Annotated in this window: 16 protein-coding genes and 1 pseudogene; 14 read left to right on the top strand and 3 right to left on the bottom strand. The window is 73.0% G+C overall.

Translation table 11 applies throughout. From position 1 onward, the window contains the following. Window positions 1–88: 88 nt before the first annotated feature. Entirely contained in the window at window positions 89–1,813 is a 1,725-nt protein-coding gene (recN, locus tag R4Z63_RS06860) for a DNA repair protein RecN (protein WP_037925618.1), read from the top strand. 256 nt (window positions 1,814–2,069) lie between these two features. Then, window positions 2,070–3,182, top strand: coding sequence for a glycosyltransferase family 4 protein (locus tag R4Z63_RS06855; RefSeq protein WP_037925621.1), 1,113 nt, complete (start codon window positions 2,070–2,072; stop codon window positions 3,180–3,182). Window positions 3,183–3,360: 178 nt separating this feature from the next. Here the strand turns inward: R4Z63_RS06855 and R4Z63_RS06850 are convergent, their stop codons facing one another. From R4Z63_RS06850 to R4Z63_RS06840, 3 genes are all read right to left on the bottom strand, one after another. Then, window positions 3,361–4,980 carry a PucR family transcriptional regulator gene (locus R4Z63_RS06850; protein ID WP_384454980.1) on the bottom strand — a complete coding sequence of 540 codons (1,620 nt, stop codon included), beginning with the start codon at window positions 4,978–4,980 and terminating at the stop codon, window positions 3,361–3,363. A 22-nt stretch (window positions 4,981–5,002) separates the two neighbouring features. Beyond that, a complete protein-coding gene (locus tag R4Z63_RS06845) occupies window positions 5,003–6,388 on the bottom strand; it encodes an FAD-binding oxidoreductase (RefSeq protein WP_384454978.1) in 1,386 nt (461 codons plus the stop codon). A gap of 123 nt (window positions 6,389–6,511) precedes the next feature. Then, the gene (locus R4Z63_RS06840; RefSeq protein WP_172671373.1) at window positions 6,512–8,341 is read right to left on the bottom strand and encodes a glycoside hydrolase family 15 protein; all 1,830 of its coding nucleotides are present in this window, start codon (window positions 8,339–8,341) and stop codon (window positions 6,512–6,514) included. Between the two features lie 446 nt (window positions 8,342–8,787). Here R4Z63_RS06840 and pyrG point away from each other — a divergent pair, with 446 nt between their 5' ends. From pyrG to R4Z63_RS06780, 12 genes and pseudogenes are all read left to right on the top strand, one after another. Beyond that, on the top strand, window positions 8,788–10,440 hold the full coding sequence (pyrG, locus tag R4Z63_RS06835) for a CTP synthase (RefSeq protein WP_384454976.1): 1,653 nt from the start codon (window positions 8,788–8,790) through the stop codon (window positions 10,438–10,440). A gap of 84 nt (window positions 10,441–10,524) precedes the next feature. Further along, window positions 10,525–11,157 carry an NUDIX domain-containing protein gene (locus tag R4Z63_RS06830; RefSeq protein ID WP_304949920.1) on the top strand — a complete coding sequence of 211 codons (633 nt, stop codon included), beginning with the start codon at window positions 10,525–10,527 and terminating at the stop codon, window positions 11,155–11,157. 285 nt (window positions 11,158–11,442) lie between these two features. Next, complete coding sequence (locus tag R4Z63_RS06825; protein WP_384454973.1) at window positions 11,443–13,419, top strand: tetratricopeptide repeat protein; 1,977 nt, start codon at window positions 11,443–11,445, stop codon at window positions 13,417–13,419. Window positions 13,420–13,572: 153 nt separating this feature from the next. Then, window positions 13,573–14,688, top strand: coding sequence for an alanine dehydrogenase (gene ald / locus R4Z63_RS06820; protein WP_037925632.1), 1,116 nt, complete (start codon window positions 13,573–13,575; stop codon window positions 14,686–14,688). A 449-nt stretch (window positions 14,689–15,137) separates the two neighbouring features. After that, window positions 15,138–16,175 carry a ParA family protein gene (locus R4Z63_RS06815; protein ID WP_225884681.1) on the top strand — a complete coding sequence of 346 codons (1,038 nt, stop codon included), beginning with the start codon at window positions 15,138–15,140 and terminating at the stop codon, window positions 16,173–16,175. Next, window positions 16,172–16,700 (top strand): annotated as a pseudogene (locus R4Z63_RS06810) (hypothetical protein). The gene R4Z63_RS06815 and the pseudogene R4Z63_RS06810 overlap by 4 nt, the downstream one beginning before the upstream one ends. 195 nt (window positions 16,701–16,895) lie before the next feature. Further along, window positions 16,896–17,915: a segregation and condensation protein A gene (locus R4Z63_RS06805; protein ID WP_491522523.1), complete on the top strand. Its 1,020-nt coding sequence runs from the start codon at window positions 16,896–16,898 to the stop codon at window positions 17,913–17,915. Further along, window positions 17,912–18,544 (top strand): SMC-Scp complex subunit ScpB, encoded by a 633-nt coding sequence (gene scpB / locus R4Z63_RS06800; RefSeq protein WP_384456486.1) that lies wholly within the window; start codon window positions 17,912–17,914, stop codon window positions 18,542–18,544. The genes R4Z63_RS06805 and scpB overlap by 4 nt, the downstream gene beginning before the upstream one ends. Then, entirely contained in the window at window positions 18,544–19,785 is a 1,242-nt protein-coding gene (locus R4Z63_RS06795) for a pseudouridine synthase (RefSeq protein ID WP_384456484.1), read from the top strand. Before scpB ends, R4Z63_RS06795 begins: the two co-directional genes overlap by 1 nt. Window positions 19,786–19,915: 130 nt before the next feature. Beyond that, window positions 19,916–20,680: an AAA family ATPase gene (locus R4Z63_RS06790; RefSeq protein WP_384456481.1), complete on the top strand. Its 765-nt coding sequence runs from the start codon at window positions 19,916–19,918 to the stop codon at window positions 20,678–20,680. Continuing rightward, window positions 20,677–21,417, top strand: coding sequence for an NUDIX hydrolase (locus R4Z63_RS06785; RefSeq protein WP_384456478.1), 741 nt, complete (start codon window positions 20,677–20,679; stop codon window positions 21,415–21,417). The genes R4Z63_RS06790 and R4Z63_RS06785 overlap by 4 nt, the downstream gene beginning before the upstream one ends. Then, complete coding sequence (locus tag R4Z63_RS06780) at window positions 21,414–22,424, top strand: ADP-ribosylglycohydrolase family protein (protein WP_384456475.1); 1,011 nt, start codon at window positions 21,414–21,416, stop codon at window positions 22,422–22,424. The genes R4Z63_RS06785 and R4Z63_RS06780 overlap by 4 nt, the downstream gene beginning before the upstream one ends. The last annotated feature ends 7 nt before the right edge of the window (window positions 22,425–22,431 follow it).

Raw genomic sequence — 22,431 nt, 5'->3', positions numbered from 1 at the left:
TAATAGCACACGCGTTCGAAGAATTCCGGGCGGGTGACGTCACATGGCACTCGGGAAACCTCGGTATCGTCGTCCCGTGCTTGAGGAGATGCGGATACGGTCGCTCGGGGTCATCGACGACGCGGTGGTCGAGCTGTCGCCCGGTTTCACCGCGGTGACCGGCGAGACCGGTGCGGGCAAGACGATGGTCGTCACCAGTCTCGGGCTGCTGCTCGGCGGGCGTGCCGACCCGGCCCTGGTGCGGATCGGGGCCAAGGCGGCGGTGGTCGAGGGCCGCATCGTCATGCGTCCGGACGCCCCTGCCGCGGTGCGTGCCGAGGAGGCGGGCGCCGAGCTCGACGACGGTGCCCTGCTGATCAGCCGGACCGTGTCCGCCGAGGGGCGCTCACGTGCCCACGTCGGCGGCCGTTCCGTGCCCGTCGGCCTGCTCGGCGAACTCGCGGACGACCTGGTCGCCGTCCACGGGCAGACCGACCAGCAGGGCCTGCTCCGGCCGGCCCGGCAGCGGCAGGCGCTCGACCGGTACGCCGGAGACGCCGTCGCCGTCCCGCTGGAGAAGTACGGCTCGGCCTACCGCAGGCTCCGGGCGGTCGCGGTGGAGCTCGACGAGATCACCACCCGGGCCCGGGAGCGGGCCCAGGAAGCCGATCTGCTGCGCTTCGGGCTCGACGAGATCGCGGCCGTGGAGCCGGTGGCCGGCGAGGACGTCGAACTGGCGGCCGAGGCGGAGCGGCTCGGGCACGCCGAGGCGCTGGCCCAGGCCGCCCAGGCGGCGCACGCCGCGCTCGCGGGCAACCCCGAGGACCCCGAGGCCATCGACGCGAACATGCTCGTGGCGGGAGCCCACCGGGCGCTGGAATCCGTACGGTCGCACGACCCGGCGCTCGGCGCGCTCGCCGAGCGGATCGGCGAGCTCGGCATCCTGATGTCGGACGTGGCGGGCGAACTGGCGGGCTACGCCGACGACCTCGACGCCGATCCGCTGCGGCTGGCCGCGGTGGAGGAGCGCCGGGCCGCCCTGACCCAGCTGACGCGCAAGTACGGCACCGCGGGCACCGTGGACGCCGTGCTGGAGTGGGCCGAACAGGGTGCGGCGCGGCTGCTGGAACTGGACGGCGACGACGAGCGGATCACCGAGCTGACCGCGGAACGCGACGGGCTGCGGTCCGAACTGTCCCTGCTGGCGCAGACGCTGACCGACGCCCGGGTGGAGGCGGCCAGCCGCTTCGCCGCCGCGGTGACACAGGAGCTGGCATCGCTGGCGATGCCGCACGCCCGGGTGACGATCGACATCCGGCAGACGGAGGACCCCGAAGGAGTTGAGGTGGGCGGCCGTCCGGTCGCCTGCGGGCCGTCCGGCGCCGACGAGGTGGAGTTGCTGCTGGCCCCGCATCCGGGCGCCCAACCGCGGCCGATCGCCAAGGGCGCCTCCGGCGGCGAGCTGTCCCGCGTGATGCTCGCCGTCGAGGTCGTCTTCGCGGGTACCGACCCGGTGCCCACCTACCTCTTCGACGAGGTCGACGCAGGCGTCGGCGGCAAGGCGGCCGTCGAGATCGGCCGGCGCCTGGCGCAGTTGGCCAGGTCGGCGCAGGTCGTGGTCGTCACACACCTGCCGCAGGTGGCGGCCTTCGCCGACCGGCAACTGCTGGTGGAGAAGACCAACGACGGTTCGGTCACCCGCAGCGGCGTCACCGTCCTGGAGGGGGAGGACCGGGTGCGGGAGCTGTCGCGCATGCTCGCCGGGCACGAGGACTCCGTCTCCGCACGGGCGCACGCCGAGGAACTCCTGGCCGCGGCGCGCGCCGACGGGTGAACGCGCGCATCCCCGAGGGCCCGGACCGCATGGCGTTCCGGGTCCTCCGTTTGACCGCGAAAGACCGTTTCGGACCCGAAGTGGACCGATCGGCACGTCACTCTCCGGATTCCACTTACGCCCTGTGGGTGAGGCCGTCGGGCCTGCGACCGTATCTCGCACAGGATCCGCACCCGTATGGTCCCGGAACGCGCGTGCGGACTGGCATTCTGGGCGACGTCTCTGCACTCTTCCCTCCCCCCTGGAGCTTCGGCCCGTGAGCAGCTCCCCGGTCTCCACCTCCGCCGCGGCACAGCCCTACGGGCGCCCGCTGCGCACCGTCCACGTACTCGGCGACGGTGCGGGCGCGGGCAGCTGCGCTCACGTCCGATCACTCGCCACCGGGCTCGCCGCGCGCGGGGTGCGGGTCACGGTGTGCGCACCCGTCCGGGCGGAGGGGGAGTACGACTTCACCGGCGCCGGGGCGGAGTTCGCGCCCGACGCGGTGAGCGTGCTGCGGGCCGCGTGCGCCGGTGCGGACGTCGTGCACGCGCACGGGGTGAAGGCCGGCCTGCGGGCCGCGCTGGCCCTGCGCGGGCGCCGGGTGCCGTTGGTGGTGAGCTGGCACGGCGAAGGCCGGTCGGTGCCCGGAGCGCTCGGGCGGCTGAGCCGGATGCTGGAACGGCGCGTGGCGCGGGCCGCCGCGGTGGTGCTCGGCGCCTCCTCGGACCTGGTGGATCTGGCGCGGCAGCGGGGCGCCAGGGACGCGCGGCTGGCACCCGTCGCCTTCCCGTCGGCTCCGGAAGGGGTGACCGACCCAGGCAAACTGCGGGCGGAACTCGGGGTCATGGAGCGGCCGTTGCTCGTCACGGTCGGCAGCCTCGTCGCGCACCGCGGATACTCCGTCCTGCTGGACGCGGCGCGGGAGTGGCGGGCGCTGGAGCCGACGCCGCTGCTGGTGATCGCCGGCGAAGGGCCGTTGCGGACCGAACTCGCCCGGCGGATCGAGGCGGAGGGGCTCCCGGTCCGGCTGCTCGGACGGCGCCGGGATGCGGCGCACCTGCTGGCGGCGGCCGACCTGGCGGTCCTCCCGAGCCGGTGGGAGGCCCGGGCCCTGCCGGCGCAGGAGGCGCTCCGGGCGGGCGTACCGCTGGTGGCCACGGCGGTGGGGGGCGTCCCGGAGCTGGTGGGGGAGGGTGCGGTGCTCGTCCCGCCGGGGGAGGCGGGGGCCCTCGCCTCGGCCGTGACCGGCCTCCTGGCCGATCCGGCCCGCCGGGCCGATCTGGCCGCCGCCGGGCGCGTCCAGGCCGCGACGTGGCCGTCGGAGGACGACACGGTGGCCCAGATCCTGTCCGTCTACGACGAACTGACGGAACGCACCCGCCGCTAGGGTCTGTCCGCCGGCGGCACACCCCCAGCGAAACGGCGGCGAGGCGATGCGGCGAGGCGATGGGGCGGGGCCGATGGGGCGGGGCCGATGGGGCGGGGCCGGGCCGGCGGGTCGGGGACGGCGGGTCCGGTCCGGGACGGTGCGGCTCAGCCCCGGCGGCGAGGGGCGAGAGGACGCGTCAGGAAGGGCCGGCGTGGCGGCGGGCGCGAAGGGCGAGGCTCAGCGAGAGGACCGTTTCCGGGTCGTCCAGATCCGTGCCCAGCAGCTCCGAGATGCGGGCCAGCCGGTTGTAGAGGGTCTGCCGGTTCAGGTGGAGCTCACGGGCCGTCTCCGCCTTGCGGCCCGCATGGGCCAGGTACGTCTCCAACGTGGGCAGCAGCGGCGGCCGCGAGGCCCCGTCGTGCGCGCGCAGCGGGCCGATCGCCCGGTCCACGAAGGCCGCCAGGTCCGGGTGTTCGCGCAGCCGCCAGAGCAGCAGGTCGATGTCCAGACGCCGGGCGTCGTACCAGGGCCGGGCCGGCAGCCCGTGGGCCGCCGTGGCGGTCTCGGCGGCGTGCCGCAGCCCCGACGAGGCGGCCGCCCAGCCGCCCGCCACGCCGACGACCACGGCCGGCGGGGCGGTGGCCCGGTCCAGGCCCGCGCGTTCGACACCCGCCCGCAGCGCCGCAGCGACCCGGTCGGCGACCGCGGTGCGCTCCGACTCGGCCCGCAGCGACACCAGCAGCGGTACCCGGCCCTCGACCGGCCGGACGCCCAGCAGGAACGGGACCCCGACGGACGACAGCTCCTCCAGCACCGCCCTCGCCAGCACGGCCCAATTGCCCGACGGACCGAGGTCCGACAGTCGCATGACCACCGGAAGCAGCGGCCCGGCACCCGGCCTGAAACCCAGCACGCGGGCCTGCGCCGGCGCGTCCTCCGCCGAGATGCGGCCCTCCGCCAGGTCGGTCAGGAAGTCGCCGCGGCCGCGCGCCGCCAGCTCCTCCTCCTGCCGCGCCTGCATCAGGACCACGGCCAGCACGCCCGCCGTACGCTCCGCCGCCATCCGGTGCACCGGCAGCAGCGGGGCCGAGACGCCGACCAGGACGACCCGGGCCCGGACCGAGCCCGAGCCGTGGCCACCGCCCGGTACGTCGATCACCACAGTGTTCGCCGACGGCTCGGCCTCGCGCTGGCCGCGCAGCCCCTCCCACACCTGGAGCGGGTCCGCCCCCGGGTCCCCAGCCGCGCTGGCAGCCGCGTACAGCAACTGCCCCTCGGGGGTCTCCAGGAACACCGGGTTCCCCGTGAAGTCGGCCAGGATGCGCAGGACCTGCGGGATGCCGCCGCCGCCCAACAGGGCCTCCGTGCACCGCCGGTGGACTTCCTCGGCCCGCTGGAGCAGGGCGTAGTGGCCGTTGACGATCTCGGTGTGGACCTCTTCGGTGACCGTGACGAAGGGGACCTCCCGGTGGAGCTGCACCAGAGGCAGTCCCGCGGCGCGCGCCGTCTCCACGATCGTCGCGGGCAGCCGCGTGAACCGCGGGCCCAGCTCGACGACCAGCGCGGCGATGCCCCGGTCCGCGAGGCGGCGTACGAAGGCCCGCTGCTCGGCGGGCCGGGCGCCCAGGCCCAGGCCCGTGGTCAGCAGCAGTTCGCCGCCCTTGAGCAGGGAGGCGATGTTCGGCACCTCGCCCGCGTGCACCCAGCGGACCGTGCGGCCCAGCCGGTCGGCGCAGGCCACCACCTCCGGCAGACCGCTGCGCAGCCCCGGCAGTTCCAGTGCCCGCTGAACGGTGATCCCGCCCTGGTTCTCCATGTCGCGGGACGCTACCAGGGGGTCAGGCCGGGCGGATGTTGTGGTTGAAGCGGAAGACGTTGTCCGGGTCGTACTGGCGCTTCACCCGCCCCAGCCGCCGCATGTTGTCCGCGCCGAGTCCGGAGACCACCCGGTCCGCGCCCTCGTCCCCGGTGAAGTTCAGGTACACCGCGCCGGTGCTCCACGGCTGCGCGTCCGCGCGGACGTCCTTGACCCACTGCCGGCAGCGTTCGTCGTCGGCCGGATCCTCCCAGATCCCGAACGGGTGCACCGCCCAGGGGGAGTCCCGGTACGGCACCGGATAGTCGGCCGGGCCGGAGGCGATCGCGCCGCCCTGCGGGAACAGGATGTGCTGGGTTCCGGTGGGCACCGGCATCGACGAGGCACGGGAGCAGAACACGTCCACGTACGCGTCGGGTGCGCCGGTCAGGTACTCGGCCGACCAGTAGTTCCGCATCCCCGGCGGGTCGTCGATCATGCACTGGAGGTCGGCGTACGCGATGCCGGTGACCATCGCCGCCTCGTGCGGCACCGCGAGCAGCGGCTCGGCGAGCCGCCGCAGCCGCTCCTCCGGGCCCGCGTACGTCAGCAGCGCCGCGCACAGCAGCTTCCCCGCGAGGTGCGGGGGCACGAAGTCGTCGTCCGGAGGGCCGGTCAGGTAGATCACGCCCCCGCTCGCCTCCGCCGGCCCGGCCTCGATGAGGTCCCGGTAGGTCCGCACCACCTCGGGGCCGTTCTCCGGCAGGTACAGGACGAACGCGATCGCCATGGCGGGCAGTTCGTGCAGCCGCAGGGTGATCGCGGTGGCCACGCCGAAGTTGCCGCCGCCGCCGTGCAGGGCCCAGAACAGCTCGGGGTGCTCCTCCGCGGTGGTCTCCACGACCGAGCCGTCGGCGGTCACCAGCTCCACGCCCAGCAGGTTGTCCACGGCCAGCCCACAGGCGCGGTCCAGCCAGCCGCTGCCGCCCCCCAGGACGAAGCCGCCCACCCCGGTGGTGGAGGCCCGGCCGCCGGTGGTGGCCAGGCCGTACGGGGCGCAGGCCCGGTCCAGGTGGCTCATCGTCGCCCCGCCCTCGATCCGAACCGCGCGAGCACCCGGGTGGACGGTGACCTCGTGCATCCGGCGCAGGTCGACCACCAGGGCTCCATCGCCGAGAGCGGAACCGGAGACGCTGTGCCCGCCGCCGCGCACCGCGATCTTCAGGTCCAGGTCCCTCGCGAAGCGCACGGCGGTGACCACGTCCTCCGCGCTCTCGCACTGGGCGATGACGGCGGGCCTTCGGTCGATCATCGCGTTGAAGACGGTCCGGGCCTCGTCGTAGCCCGGATCCTCCGGAGCGAACACCTCGCCGGACAGATCCTCGCGGAGCGCGGTCAGGGCCGCGCCCGCCTTCGAGAGGGGAGCCATGGCTGCCCCCTTCCAACAGACGGAGGGCATAAGACCCTTCCAGCCTAGGCCCGGAGGATCACCGGGGCGCGGTGAACACCGCGCCCGCCCGCACCGCCGTCGGGTCAGGAGCGCGCGGGCCCCTCAGCCGCCGTACGCCCCGCTCGCGGTCAGCCGCAGTGCCGTGTCGATCAGCGGAACGTGGCTGAACGCCTGCGGGAAGTTGCCCACCTGACGCTGGAGCCGCGGGTCCCACTCCTCCGCCAGCAGGCCCAGGTCGTTGCGCAGCGCCAGCAGCCGCTCGAACAGCCGCCGCGCCTCGTCCACCCGGCCGATCATCGCCAGGTCGTCGGCCATCCAGAACGAGCAGGCGAGGAAGGCCCCTTCGTCACCTTCGAGGCCGTCCACGCCGGCTTCCTCACCGGCCGTCGGGTAACGCAGGATGAAGCCGTCTGCCGTGGACAGCTCGCGCTGGATCGCCTCGATGGTGCCGATCACCCGCTTGTCGTCCGGGGGCAGGAACCCCATCTGCGGGATCAGCAGCAGCGAGGCGTCCAGCTCCTTGGACCCGTACGACTGCGTGAAGGTGTTGCGTTCCTTGTCGTAGCCCTTCTCGCACACGTCCTGGTGGATCTCGTCGCGCAGCTCCCGCCACCGCTCCAGCGGTCCGTCCGCGTCCCCGCTCTCGATCAGCTTGATCGTGCGGTCCACGGCCACCCACGCCATCACCTTCGAGTGCACGAAGTGCCGGCGCGGGCCGCGCACCTCCCAGATGCCCTCGTCCGGCTCCGACCAGTGCGTCTCCAGGTAGCGGATCAGCTTGAGCTGGAGCACCGAGGCGTAGTCGCTGCGGGCCAGGCCGGTCATGTGGCCCAGGTGGAGGGCTTCGGTGACCTCGCCGTACACGTCGAGCTGGAGCTGGCCCGCAGCGCCGTTGCCGACCCGGACCGGGCGCGAGCCCTCGTAGCCGGGAAGCCAGTCCAGCTCGGTCTCGCCGAGCTCCCGCTCGCCCGCGATCCCGTACATGATCTGCAGGTTCTCCGGGTCGCCGGCCACCGCGCGCAGCAGCCACTCGCGCCAGGCGCGGGCCTCCTCGCGGTAGCCGGTGCGCAGAAGTGAGGAGAGGGTGATGGCCGCGTCCCGCAGCCAGGTGTAGCGGTAGTCCCAGTTGCGGACCCCGCCGATCTCTTCCGGGAGGGAGGTGGTCGGCGCGGCGACGATCCCGCCCGTGGGGCCGTACGTGAGGGCCTTGAGCGTGATCAGGGAGCGGACCACGGCTTCCCGGTAGGGCCCGTGGTAGGTGCACTGGTCCACCCACTCGCGCCAGAACTCGGCGGTCGACTCCAGGGCCGCCTCGGCGTCGGGGGCCTCGGGTGCCCCGCGGTGCGAGGCCTGCCAGCTGATGCTGAAGGCGACCCGGTCGCCGGGCCCGACGGTGAAGTCCGCGTACGTCGTGAGGTCCTTGCCGTAGGTCTCCGCGTCGGTGTCCAGCCAGACCGAGTCGGGCCCGGCGACGGCCACAGTGCGTCCGTCGACCTTGTGCACCCACGGCACCACCCGCCCGTAGCTGAAGCGCATCCGCAGGGTCGAGCGCATGGGGACGCGCCCGCCGAGGCCTTCGACGATGCGGATCAGCTGCGGGGCGTGGTGCTCGCGCGGCGGCATGAAGTCGATCACCCGGACGCTGCCCCGCGGGGTGTCCCACTCGGACTCCAGCACCAGCGAGTCGCCGCGGTAGCGTCGGCGGGTGGCGCGCGGGGCCTCGGAGCCCGCCGGGAACACCGGCCCGATCCGCCAGAACCCGTGATCCTCGGTGCCGAGAATGCTCGCGAACACGGCATGGGAGTCGAAGCGGGGCAGGCACAGCCAGTCCACAGCCCCGTCCCGGCAGACCAGTGCCGCGGTCTGCATGTCCCCGATCAGTGCGTAATCCTCGATGCGCCCGGACACGTGCATCTCCAGTCGAACGGCCACGTCCGCCCCGAAGGGCGCTTGCATTGCGCGTCTGCGCGGTCTCCTGTGTGCAGGGATCCCCGCGTGAGCCCATGATTCCGTATATCGGCTCGGTTAGGCCGTCCGACGGACTGCCCGGCGGTGATGTGTGCAATATCCGAGCAGGATATGACGGCACCCTAGTGATCTTCTCCAGGCCGCGGGCAATGCCGTTGGGCCGAACGGGTGAGTCGCGCGACTGCCGCCCCGGCGCACTTCGGCGCTCTGCTACGAGCCGTCGACGGCGCGTGGCCGGAGGCGGACCGGTCCGGGCGCTGATAGGCTGGTACCCCGTGGACCGGTGGTCTGCCTGTGCGAATCAGGGGCCCCGAAACCGCAGCTTCGGCGCCCCCTGAAACCCTTCCGGATCGATGGTGGCCGGCGCTGGAAGCACCTCACTTCGCGACCACGGGAGCCCCCTCTTGGCGATGCCGCCCAAATCCATGACGACCAAGCACATCTTCGTCACCGGGGGTGTCGCTTCCTCCCTCGGCAAGGGCCTGACGGCCTCCAGCCTGGGTGCGCTCCTGAAGGCGCGCGGTCTGCGGGTCACCATGCAGAAGCTCGACCCGTACCTGAACGTCGACCCCGGCACGATGAACCCGTTCCAGCACGGTGAGGTGTTCGTCACCAACGACGGCGCGGAGACCGACCTGGACATCGGCCACTACGAGCGCTTCCTCGACGTCGACCTCGACGGCTCGGCCAACGTCACCACCGGCCAGGTGTACAACACCGTCATCGCCAAGGAGCGGCGCGGCGAGTACCTCGGCGACACCGTGCAGGTCATCCCGCACATCACCAACGAGATCAAGCACCGCATCCGCCGCATGGCGACCGACGACGTCGACGTCGTCATCACCGAGGTCGGCGGCACCGTCGGCGACATCGAGTCGTTGCCGTTCCTGGAGACCGTCCGCCAGGTCCGCCACGAGGTCGGCCGGGACAACGTCTTCGTCGTGCACATCTCGCTGCTGCCCTACATCGGCCCCTCCGGCGAGCTGAAGACCAAGCCGACCCAGCACTCCGTCGCCGCCCTGCGCAACATCGGCATCCAGCCCGACGCCATCGTGCTGCGCGCCGACCGCGACGTGCCCACCAGCATCAAGCGCAAGATCTCGCTGATGTGCGACGTGGACGAGGCGGCCGTGGTCGCGGCCATCGACGCCAAGTCGATCTACGACATTCCCAAGGTCCTGCACACCGAGGGCCTGGACGCGTATGTCGTCCGCAAGCTGGACCTGCCCTTCCGCGACGTCGACTGGACCGTCTGGGAGGACCTCCTCGACCGGGTCCACAACCCCGACCACGAGGTCAAGGTCGCGCTCGTCGGCAAGTACATCGACCTGCCCGACGCCTACCTGTCGGTGACCGAGGCGCTGCGCGCCGGCGGCTTCGCCAACAAGGCCCGCGTCCAGATCAAGTGGGTCACCTCCGACGACTGCCGGACCCCCGCCGGCGCGGCGGCCCAGCTGTCCGACGTGGACGCGATCTGCGTGCCCGGCGGCTTCGGCGACCGCGGCGTGAACGGCAAGGTCGGCGCGATCACCTACGCCCGCGAGAACAAGATCCCGCTGCTCGGCCTGTGCCTGGGCCTGCAGTGCGTGGTCATCGAGGCCGCGCGCAACCTCGCGGGTATCGAGGACGCCAACTCCACCGAGTTCGACGCCTCCACCCCGCACCCGGTCATCTCGACCATGGAGGAGCAGCTGGCCTTCGTCGAGGGCGCCGGCGACCTGGGCGGCACCATGCGCCTGGGCATGTACCCGGCGAAGCTCGCCGAGGGCTCCATCGTGCGCGAGGTCTACGGCGACGAGGCCTACGTGGACGAGCGCCACCGCCACCGCTACGAGGTCAACAACGCCTACCGCGGCGAGCTGGAGAAGAAGGCCGGCCTCGTCTTCTCCGGCACCTCCCCGGACAACAAGCTCGTCGAGTACGTCGAGTACCCGCGTGAGGTCCACCCCTACCTGGTGGCCACCCAGGCCCACCCGGAGCTGCGCTCGCGCCCGACCCGCCCGCACCCGCTGTTCGCAGGTCTGGTCAAGGCGGCCGTGGAGCGGCAGCAGGCCGCCAAGTGAGTGCCTGACCGCATAACGTAGACGGCCGGGGTACGGACAAGGATCCGTGCCCCGGTCGTCGCGCGTTGTGGAGGACTTCGGGGCATGATCATCAAGGACACGTCGGAATCCTGGGAGACACTGTCGACCCGGCGGCCCTTCCAGGGCGCCAAGACGGCGGTGGACTCCGACGAGGTCCGGATGCCGGACGGCTCGACCGCCCGCCGCGACTACCAGGTGCACCCCGGCTCGGTGTGCGTGCTCGCGCTGGACGAGGAGGGGCGGGTCCTGGTCCTCAGCCAGTACCGGCACCCGGTGCGGCGCAGGCTGTGGGAGCTGCCGGCCGGACTGCTGGACGTCCCCGGGGAGAACCCGCTGGTCGGCGCTCAGCGCGAGCTCTACGAGGAGGCGCACGTCAAGGCGGAGGACTGGCGGGTGCTGGTCGATTTCTACGCCTCGCCCGGCGGGTCGGACGAGGCGATCCGGGTCTTCCTCGCGCGCGGTGTCTCCGAGGCGGACGGCGAGCGCTACTCCGAGTCCGGCTCGGAGGAGGCGGACATGGAAGTGACCTGGGTGCCGCTGGCGGAGCTGGCCCGGGGGATCCTGGCGGGCGAGCTCGGCAACCCGGGGCTGGTAGCCGGGGTGCTGGCGCTGTCCGCCGCACTCGCCTCCGACGGCGGCGTCGACGCCCTGCGCCCGGCCCTCGCCCCGTGGCCGGCCCGCCCGTACGAGGTGTAGCCGGGCATCCCGGCCGCTATCCGGGCATCCCGGCCGGGCCGCCGCGCCCTCGGCCGGGCGGCGCGGGACCGCGGGGGACGGCGGGGCGGCTGCGTGCAGCGGCGCCCCCGCCCGTCGGCCGCGGTCCGGCCCATCCGGGGCGCCCTGCACGGCGCCGCCGGGCACCGCAGGGAAAAACCGACCATCTGCTGATCCGATTGGGGGATTTCCCCGCCGCGCTCCACACGGGCCGTCGCTCTGCGTGAACTACGCTCGCCATCCGAAGGCAGGGAGAGGAGCGGATCCGTGACGGATTTCGTCGGGCGGCGGCGTGAGCTCAAGGAGCTGCGCGAGGACATCGCGCGGACCGGGCTCGACACCCTCTCCGGCCGGAAGGCCAAGGCCCCCCGGGCGCGCGTGCTGCTCGTCGCCGGACGTCCCGGATCCGGCCGGACGGCCCTCGCGGAGACGTTCGTGCGCGAGGTCCGCGGCCAGTACCCCGACGGGGTGCTGCGGACCAGGCTCACGACTCCCGGCGGGGAGACCGTGGCGACCGAGCGGGCCCTGCGCGGCCTGCTGGCGGGGCTGGGGCACCGCACGCCGCCCGGCGCCGGTGAGGACGAGCTCAGTTCGGCCCTGCGCACCGCGCTCCACGAGCGGCGGGCGATCATCCTGATCGACGACGCGGCCGATCCGCACCAGGTCGACGCCTTGCTTCCGGACACCCCCGAATGCCTGGTCGTCGTCACCGCCGAGGGCCCGCTCACCGGCATCCCCGACGTGCGCCCCTGCACCCTCGGCGGCCTGGACACCGTCTCCGCCGTCGGGATGCTCGCCCGCCGTATCGGCGACACCCGCATCACCACCGACCCGCGGGCCGTGGAGTCCCTGGCCGAGGCGTGCGGGGGCCAGCCGGCCGCCCTGGAACTCGCCGGCGGCTGGCTCGCGGCCCGGCCCAAGGCCGCCGTCTCCGACCTGGCCAAACAGCTCCACGACATGCCCGCCGGCGCCGGCGGGCCGCTCGGCCGCGCCTTCCGGCTCGTCTACGACTCGCTGCCGCAGCCCGCCCAGCGCACCCTGCGCCTGCTCTTGCTCGCCCCCGCAGGCCTCGTCGATTCGCACACCGCCTCCGCGCTGGCCGGCTGCTCCGTGGCCGCCGCCCAGTCCACACTGGACGACTTCGCCGGTCTGGGACTCGTCCGGCACGCCTCCGACGGGCTGTTCCTGCTGCCCGGCTGCCTCACCCCGATGCTCCGGGCGCTGCTGGAGGCCAAGGAGCGTCCTGCCGAGGTCCAGCTGGCCCGGGCCCGGATGCTGGAGCGCACCGTCCGGCTGCTGCACTCGTGCCGGGCCATGGCGGCGGCCGAGGGCGACGGCCTCGACGGCGAACTCCAGGAGCTGCTGGACGGCCTCCCGCGCGCCCTGCGGTTCCCCGACCGGCGGGCCGCCGCCGTCTGGCTGGACACCCGGCTCCCGGCACTCTCGGCCGCGGCCTCCCTGGCGGTGGCCGACGGCGAGCTGGACACCCTGGCCCGCCGGCTGGTCGCCGCCCTCGTGCGGGCCCTCGCGGACCACCGCGGCACCACGGAGGCCGCCCCCGAGCTCTACGGGCTGCACCGCTTGGTCCTGGACGTGGCGGAGCGCCGCGGTCTGCACCGGGAACAGGCCGCGGCCCTGCTGAACCTGGCCGACCTGGACGCCGAGACCGGCCGCACCCAGGAGGCCCTGGAGCGCTACCGGGCCGCCCTGGATGCGGGCCGGGCCGCGAACGACCCGTACGCGACGGGCCGCGCGATGGAATCCGTAGGCGGGGCGTACCAGGAGCTGGCCGACTGGCACCGGGCCTCCGATTGGTTCGGCCGCGCGCTCGCCCAGGCCCTCTCGCGCGGGGAGCGCGCGGACGAGGCCCGGCTGTACGGGCGGCTCGGCAACGTCCACACGTACGCGGGCCGGTACGGGGACGCGCTGCGCAGCTGGCGGGCCGCCGCCGCGGGCTACCGGAAACTGGCCGATGTCCCGGGCCAGGCCAAGGCGTTGAGTGAGATGGCGCGGATCCAGGAGTACGCCGGTCGGCCCGAGGAATCCCTGCACACCTGCCGCGAGGCGGTGGAGCTGGCGCGCCGGGCCGGCGACCAGCGACTTCAGGCCGCGCTGCAGGTCCGGCTGGCCGACACGCTGGACCGGCTCGGGGACCCCGCGGCCGCGAGACTGCACCGCTCCGCCGCGGACAGATTGCTCGGAGATGACCCCGCCGCCTGCGAAATCCGTAGTGGATCCGACTGAGATTATTGGTTTGCAAGGCTAGACAGCGACTCATCCTTCATTAAACTGGGTTCACCACGCCATCTCGTGGTGCATCCCGTTGCGCACTCTTGTGGGCGGGTATGTATGGAAGTGCCCTGTTATTTCCCCCTGAGTCAAGGACCGTGATCGACGATGAAGGTCGGCATCCCCCGCGAGGTCAAGAACAACGAGTTCCGGGTCGCCATCACGCCCGCCGGCGTGCATGAGCTGGTCCGGGGCGGCCACCAGGTCTTCATCGAGCAGAACGCCGGCGTCGGCTCCTCGATCACGGACGCTGAGTACGTCGCGGCCGGCGCGGAGATCCTCGCCACCGCCGACGAGGTCTGGGCCACTGCCGACCTGCTGCTGAAGGTCAAGGAGCCGATCGCGGAGGAGTACCACCGCCTCCGCAAGGACCAGACCCTCTTCACGTACCTTCACCTGGCAGCCTCCCGCGAGTGCACGGACGCCCTGCTGGAGTCCGGTACCACCGCCATCGCCTACGAGACGGTCGAGCTCGCCAACCGCGCGCTCCCGCTGCTCGCCCCGATGTCCGAGGTTGCGGGCCGGCTGGCCCCGCAGGTCGGCGCCTACCACCTGATGCGCTCGGCCGGCGGCCGCGGCGTCCTCCCCGGCGGCGTCCCCGGCACCCACGCCGGCGAGTGCGTCGTCATCGGCGGCGGCGTCTCCGGCTGGAACGCCGCGCAGATCGCCATCGGCATGGGCTTCCACGTGACCCTGCTCGACAAGGACATCAACAAGCTCCGCGAGGCCGACAAGATCTTCGGCACGAAGATCAAGACGATCGTCTCCAACGCCTTCGAGCTGGAGAAGGCCGTCATCGAGGCAGACCTCGTCATCGGCGCCGTCCTGATCCCGGGTGCGAAGGCCCCGAAGCTGGTCACCAACGAGCTCGTCGCCAAGATGAAGCCCGGAAGTGTACTTGTCGACATCGCGATCGACCAGGGTGGCTGCTTCGAGGACTCGCGTCCGACCACCCACGCCGAGCCGACCTTCCAGGTCCACAACTCGGTCTTCTACTGCGTCGCCAACATGCCGGGCGCGGTGCCGAACACCTCCACCTACGCGCTGACCAACGCCACGCTGCCCTACATCGTGCAGCTCGCGAACCTCGGCTGGGTCGAGGCGCTGCGCCGTGACCCCGCGCTCGCGCTGGGCCTCAACACCCATGATGGCCAGGTCGTTTACGGTCCGGTCGCCGAGGCCCACGGTCTCCAGACCCTTGAGCTCGGCACGCTGCTCGGCTGACCCGTCAACGACTGACGTCAATCTCACGTATCCGGCCGGACCTTGCCCGCAAGGTCCGGCCGGACGTGTTTGCCGACCGCCCCGAGATTCCGCTCAACTCGCCTCGAACGTAAGCCTTTAACCCTTTCGCGCACCCGCGAAACTTCGCAGCGACAGCTCGGACGCCCTTGACAGAGCGGTGTTCGGTTGCCGACACATCGTGCCGGGTCCGGCGGATTGTGTTGCCGCTGAGTGGTGACACGCCATAGAGTCGCCAACCGTCGGCATGGTGCCACGCTGACCTATCGATAAGTGTCCTGGTCACGTCCGAGGAGGTAAGACGACTTGTGAATGAGTCGACATTTACTCCTGGGGGTGGTGGAGCAGGCGTCCCTGAGCGGGGCCAGAGTCCTGCCGGGCTCGAAGCTGTCGGCTCCGTCGCAGTACGCACCTTCGCAAACCACCAGCACATGACGACGCCCCAAAAGAGCATGGACGGCCTAGACGTGAACTCCAGGGCCGGCGACCTGAGCGGCGACACGCCCACGGGATTCGCCGACTACGACAATGTGCCCGAGGGGCACTTCTACGACCCCGACGCGGAGTACGAACCGGACCCCGAGTACGCGGCCACCCTCGCCCCCGACGCTGCCCGCCAGCGCCGTGAGCGGATCGGCCCGACCGGACGCCCGCTCCCGTACTTCCCGATCCCGGGTCCGCTGACCGACCACGGTCCGGCAAAGATCATCGCGATGTGCAACCAGAAGGGCGGCGTGGGCAAGACCACGTCGACCATCAACCTGGGTGCCGCGCTGGCCGAGTACGGGCGCCGCGTGCTGCTCGTCGACTTCGACCCGCAGGGCGCGCTGTCCGTGGGTCTCGGCGTGAACCCGATGGAACTCGACCTGACGGTCTACAACCTGCTCATGGAGCGGGGCATGTCGGCCGACGAGGTGCTGCTCAAGACGGCGGTCCCCAACATGGACCTGCTGCCGAGCAACATCGACCTGTCCGCTGCGGAAGTGCAGTTGGTCAGCGAGGTCGCGCGCGAGTCCACCCTGCAGCGGGCCCTGAAGCCCCTGATGGCCGACTACGACTACATCGTGATCGACTGTCAGCCCTCGCTCGGTCTGCTCACCGTGAACGCCCTGACGGCGGCTCACAAGGTCATCGTCCCGCTGGAGTGCGAGTTCTTCGCGCTACGCGGCGTGGCGCTGCTGACCGAGACGATCGAGAAGGTGCAGGAGCGGCTCAACCCCGAGCTGGAGCTCGACGGCATCCTCGCCACCATGTACGACTCCCGCACGGTGCACAGCCGCGAGGTGCTGGCGCGCGTCGTCGAGGCCTTCGACGACCACGTCTACCACACGGTCATCGGCCGGACGGTGCGCTTCCCGGAGACCACGGTCGCCGGCGAGCCGATCACGACGTACGCGTCCAACTCCGTCGGCGCCGCCGCCTATCGCCAGCTGGCCAGGGAGGTGCTCGCCCGGTGTCACGCCGAGTGAGTCTGCCCGGCGCCGACGAACTGTTCCGTACGACCGGGGGGGATGGCGCTCCAGTCGTCCTCGCCGCGCCGCGGGGCCGACGAGGCGCCCGCCGCGGAACACTCGGCCGCTCCGGCCGGGGGCACGTCGGGAGCGGGCCGCAGCCGGGAGGCTGAGGCCGGTACGGACACAGGTGGCCCCGTGGTGGGGCAGCCGAGGCGGGCGCAGGAAGGTTCTGCCAGTCCGGCCGGGCCGACCCCCGGGGCGGCAGCCGCCCCGGCCGGGGCGACCCGGCGGGGCAAGGGCCAGGGCCGCGGCGCCAACCGGCGGCCCAGCGGCCGGGAGCGGCACGACGAGAAGATCACGGTCTACGTCTCCGCCGAGGAGTTGATGGACCTGGAGCACGCGCGGCTGGTGTTGCGCGGAGAGCACGGCCTGGCCGTCGACCGCGGCCGCATCGTCCGCGAGGCGGTGGCGGTCGTCCTCGCCGACCTGGAGTCCCGCGGGGACGCCAGCATCCTGGTCCGCCGCCTCCGCGGCCGCTGACCGCCGGTCCGCGGCGCACGGCGCCGCGTCCGGAGCGCGCCGAGGGGCCGCCGGCCCCGCCGCCGGTCACGCCCGGCCGGCGGGCCGTCCGCCCCCGGGCTCGGCCCGCGGCCCGCCGGGGCGGGAAAACGTTCGGGCAGGGCCTAGGCTTCCTGTGGCCGACCTGCCGTTCCTCCCGTACCCACCTGGACCGCCATGCCCCACCGCCACGACGCCGCCCGCCCGGCCCGCCGGAGCCTGGGGCGCGGGCCCGGCGCGGCCGCCGGGGCCCCGGCGGCCGACCCGGAGGTGCCGGAGGCCGCAGCGGCCACCGGCGGGCCCGGGCGCGCGGATCCGGCCCAGCCCGCCGAGGGGCCGGCCGCGGAGCCGGCGGGCCGGGGCGAGGAGCCCGTGCCCGGAGCGGGAAGCGGTACCGGGGGCGACGGGCGGTTCACGCTGCGGCTGGACAACTTCGAAGGGCCCTTCGACCTGCTCCTCCAGCTGATCTCCCGGCACAAGCTCGACGTCACCGAAGTCGCCCTGTCCAAGGTCACCGACGAGTTCATGACGTACATCCGGGCCATGGGGCCCGACTGGGACCTCGACCAGACCACCGAGTTCCTCGTGGTCGCCGCCACCCTGCTCGACCTGAAGGCCGCCCGGCTGCTGCCGGCGGCCGAGGTCGAGGACGAGGCCGACCTCGCCCTCCTGGAGGCCCGGGACCTGCTCTTCGCGCGCCTGCTCCAGTACCGCGCGTACAAGCAGATCGCCGAGATCTTCGAGCGGCGAGCGGAGAGCGAGGGCCGTCGCTATCCCCGGACGGTGGGGTTGGAGCCGCACCACGCCGACCTGCTTCCCGACGTCGTCATCAGCATCGGAGCGGAGGGGTTCGCCCGGCTCGCCGTCAAGGCCATGCAGCCCAGGGCCAAGCCCCAGGTGTACGTGGACCACATCCACGCGCCCCTCGTCAGCGTGCGCGAGCAGGCCGGGCTGGTGGTGCGGATGCTGAAGGCGCGCGGCGAGGCCACCTTCCAGGAACTCACCGAGGACGCCGAGGACACCCTCACCGTCGTGGCGCGCTTCCTGGCCCTGCTGGAGCTCTACCGGGAGAAGGCGGTCGCCCTCGACCAGGAGGAGGCCCTGCGGACCCTCACCGTCCGCTGGAGCGGCGGGGACGGCGACGGCATGCCGACCGTGACCGACGAGTTCGACCAGATCGTGGAGGCGAAGGATTGAGCAGCGACGCCGGCGCGGTCGCCGAGCTGGAACTGAAGCCCGCCCTGGAGGCCGTCCTCATGGTCGTGGACGAGCCCGCGACCGAGGCGCACCTCGCCAAGGTGCTGGAGCGCACCCCGCGCGAGGTCGCGACCGCGCTGCGCGAGCTCGCCGACGAGTACACCACCGCGGGCAGGGGCTTCGAGCTGAGGCTCGTCGCGGGCGGGTGGCGCTTCTACACCCGGGCGCAGTACGCCCCGGCCGTCGAGGGCTTCGTCCTGGACGGCCAGCAGGCCCGGCTCACCCAGGCGGCCCTGGAGACCCTGGCGGTGGTCGCGTACCGCCAGCCGGTGAGCCGGTCGCGGGTCTCCGCGGTGCGCGGAGTCAACTGCGACGGGGTCATGCGGACCCTCCTCCAGCGCGGTCTGGTGGCGGAGGCGGGGACGGAACCCGAAACAGGTGCGATCCTGTACAGGACGACGAACTACTTTCTGGAGCGGATGGGCCTGCGCGGCCTGGACGAGCTCCCGGAGCTCGCGCCCTTCCTCCCCGAGGCGGACGCGATCGAAGCCGAGACGCAGGAAGGTGTGCCGTCGTTCGATCCGGACGCACCGGACACCGATGAAGACGACAAGACGACGGAACTTTGATGCGAAGCAGCGGCAACGGCAACGGTGGCAACAGGAACAGCGGCGGAGGCTCCGGCGGCGGGCGCGGTGGCGCCCGGGGCGGCAGCCAGGGCGGCGGCTACCGCGGGGGCTCCGGCGGCGGTGGCGGCCACCGGGGAGGGTCCGGCGGTTCGGGCAGCGGTGGCGGCGGCTACCGCGGCGGCCAGGGCGGCGGCCAGGGAGGCTCGCGCGACCGTGACCGCGACCAGGCGCCGCAGCGGCCCCGCAACCCCCGTCCGGAGGAGCGCCGCTACGACGTGGGTCCCGAGGGCGAGCGCACTCGCGGCGCCCGCGGCGCGGCCGCGCGCGGCGGCGCCAAGGGCGGTCCCAAGGCCCCCAGGACGCCCGGCGTCGGTGGCGCCGGCGGCCCGCGCCGCGGTCCGGGCAGCCGCAGCGGCCAGTCCCGGCCGCGCGAGCTGGACGCGCGCATCGAGGAGCGCGTGCGCGACCGGTACGCCGACAAGCCCGTGATCAAGACGCCGAAGACCTTCCCGGGCGCCGAGCAGGAGGGGGAGCGCCTGCAGAAGGTCCTCGCCCGGGCCGGCATGGGCTCGCGCCGCGCCTGCGAGGAGCTCATCGAGCAGGCCCGCGTCGAGGTCAACGGCGAGATCGTCACCGAGCAGGGCAAGCGCGTCCAGCCCAAGGACGAGATCAAGGTCGACGGCCTGACCGTCGCCACCCAGTCGTACCTGTTCTTCGCGCTGAACAAGCCGGCCGGTGTCGTCTCCACCATGGAGGACCCGGACGGCCGCCAGTGCCTGGGCGACTACGTCACCAACCGTGAGACGCGGCTGTTCCACGTCGGCCGGCTGGACACCGAGACCGAGGGCATCATCCTGCTCACCAACCACGGTGAGCTGGCCCACCGCCTCACGCACCCGAAGTACGGCGTGCAGAAGACCTACGTCGCCGCGATCACCGGCAACCTGCCGCGCGATATCGGCAAGCGGCTCAAGGACGGCATCGAGCTGGAGGACGGCTGGGCGCGCGCCGACAACTTCCGCGTCGTCGACCAGGTGGGCAAGAACTACATGGTCGAGGTGACCCTCCACGAGGGCCGCAAGCACATCGTCCGCCGCATGCTGTCCGAGGCGGGCTTCCCCGTCGACAAGCTCGTCCGGACCTCCTTCGGTCCCATCGAGCTGGGCGACCAGAAGTCCGGCTGGCTGCGCCGCCTGACCAACACCGAGGTCGGCATGCTGATGCGCGAGGTCGGTCTGTAAGGACCCCGCCCGGTGCGCGAGGTCGGTCTGTAAGGACCCCGCCCGGACCCGCTCCACGAGAAGCCCGCAGTGCCCACGGCACCGCGGGCTTTTCGCTTGCCCAGGCCCCGCCCTCCTGTTTATAGTCACAATGACTATTAAGGGAGGTGGGGCGGGCATGACCGGGACCTTGAGCTGGAGCGAGGTGCTCGGGTTCGCCACGGGCGCCCTGTGCGTCTGGCTGGTGGCCCGTCAGCACATCGCCAACTGGCCGATCGGCATCGCCAACAACGTCTTCTTCAACCCGCCGCACGCCGGCCACCACCTGGTGCGTACCGCCCAGGACCGCTGCGAGCGGCTGACCGTGCTGGTCTGCGCCGCCTCCGTGGAATCGGTGCCGCTCGCCGACCGCGTCGCCTGGATGCGCGAGGCCCACCCGGACGCGGACGTCGTCGGAGCCGCCGACCCGGGCGCCACGTGGGCGGACCTCTCCTTCACGTCGCAGGAGTTCCCCGTGATCGCCCGCCGCCAGGACGCGGCGGAAGAACGGGCCGCACGCGTCGGCTGCCCGGTGCTGGTCTGCGACACCGACTCCTTCGCCACCGGCATCTGGCACGAGCGGTACACGGGCGGCCGCAGCGCGGAGGTCGAGCGGATCGCCGCGCTCACCCGCCGACACCTGTACCTGCTCACCGAGGACACCGACGTGCCCTTCGAGGACGACGGGCTGCGCGACGGCCCCGAGCTCAGCCCCTGGATGACCCGGCGCTTCCGCGAGGAGCCGGCGGCGACCGGACGGCGCCTCCGGTCCGTGCCCGGCGACCGCCGGGAGCGGCTGGCCACGGCCGTGGCAGCCGTGGACGGACTGCTCGCCGAAGGCTGGCGGTTTGCCGACCCCCTCCCGGAGAACCGATGAGCGGGGCGGCGCGCCCGGGCTATGACCCGTACGCCTTCCAGCCGTTCGCGGTGACCGTCGACCTCGCCGTGTTCACCGTGCGCGGCGGCGCCCTGCACGTGCTGCTGATCCGGCGCGGCCAGGAGCCGTACGCCGGGTCCTGGGCTCTGCCCGGCGGGTTCGTCCTGCCGCGGGAGTCCGCCGAGACGGCCGCCCGGCGCGAACTGGCCGAGGAGACCGGCCTGCCCGGGCGGACCGTGGCGGACCTGCACCTGGAGCAGCTGCGCACCTACAGCGAGCCGGACCGCGATCCCCGGATGCGGGTGGTCTCGGTGGCCTTCACGGTCCTCGTCCCGGATCTGCCCGAACCGGCCGCCGAGGGCGGCGGGGACGCGGCGCAGGCCCGCTGGCTGCCGCTGGGAGAGGCTCCCGACCTTGCCTTCGACCACGCGGTGATCCTGGCGGACGCACGCGAGCGGATCCGCTCGAAGCTGGAGTACACCTGCCTGGCCACCGCCTTCTGCCCGCCCGAGTTCACCCTCGGGGAGCTGCTGGCCGTGTACGAGACCGTCTGGGGCACCGCCCTGGACCGCCCCAACTTCCGCCGCAAGGTCCTGGCGACCCCCGGTTTCGTCGAGGCCGTACCGGGCGCCGCCCGGCTCACCGGAGGCCGCGGCAAACCGGCCGCCCTCTACCGGGCCGGTCCGGCGACCGCCCTCCATCCCCCCCTGCTCCGACCGGAAGGACCCACCCGATGACGAAGCGAGCCGCCACCGGCGCGCTGGTCGGCCTGGCCCTCGGCGACGCCCTGGGCTTCCCGACCGAGTTCAACGACGTTCCCGCGATCCTCGCCAAGACGGGCCCCTGGCGCGAGATGCGCCTGCCCCGCCCGGCGATCGTCACGGACGACACCCAGATGACCCTCGCCCTGGCGCGCGGCATCCGGACCGCGGCGGACCGAGGACGCATAGGCCCGCTGCGGCTGACCCGCCCGGTCCGCGAGGAGTTCGTCGACTGGTACCACTCGCCGGAGAACAACCGGGCGCCCGGCAACACCTGCCTGCGGGCCTGCCACCTGCTGAACGACCCGCAGCGCGACTGGCGCGACGCCAGCCAGACCGGCTCGAAGGGCTGCGGTGCGAACATGCGGGTGGCTCCCGTCGGGCTGGTGCCCGGCTGGACCGACGAGGAACGGGCCGGCGCGGCACAGCTGCAGTCCGCCCTCACCCACGGCCACCCGACGGCGCTCGCCGCCTCCGACCTGACGGCGCGGGCGGTGCACCTGCTGGCCCTGGGCACCGAGGTGACCGGCCTCGTCGGGCTGCTGCGCTCGTACGCCCTGGAGAACCGCACCCGCTACCACGAGCGCTGGCTGGGCGACCTGTGGATGCGCACCGCGAGCGACGCCACCCCGGAGTCCTTCATCGCGCGGGGCTGGGACGAGTGCCTGGCGGTGCTGGACCGGCTCGCGGCGGCGCTGCGTTCCCCGTCCCCGGAGACCGACCCCTGCCTGACCACCGGCGAGGGCTGGATCGCCGAGGAGGCCCTCGCCACCGCCCTGCAGTGCTTCCTGCTCTTTCCCGACGAACCCCTGACGGCCCTGCGGCGCGCCGCCTGCACCAAGGGCGACTCCGACTCCATCGCCTGCCTCGCCGGAGCCTTCGCCGGCGCTCACCTCGGGGCGGACGCCTGGCCGCGCGCATGGGAGGGGCGCATCGAGTACCGGGACGAGATCCTGGCCTTCGGGACCCTCTGGGACGCCTGACCCACGC

The organism is Streptomyces sp. PL-29 (genome assembly GCF_058344425.1).
Note: the sequence above shows the minus strand (reverse complement) of the source record. Positions and strands in the feature narration are given on the sequence as shown.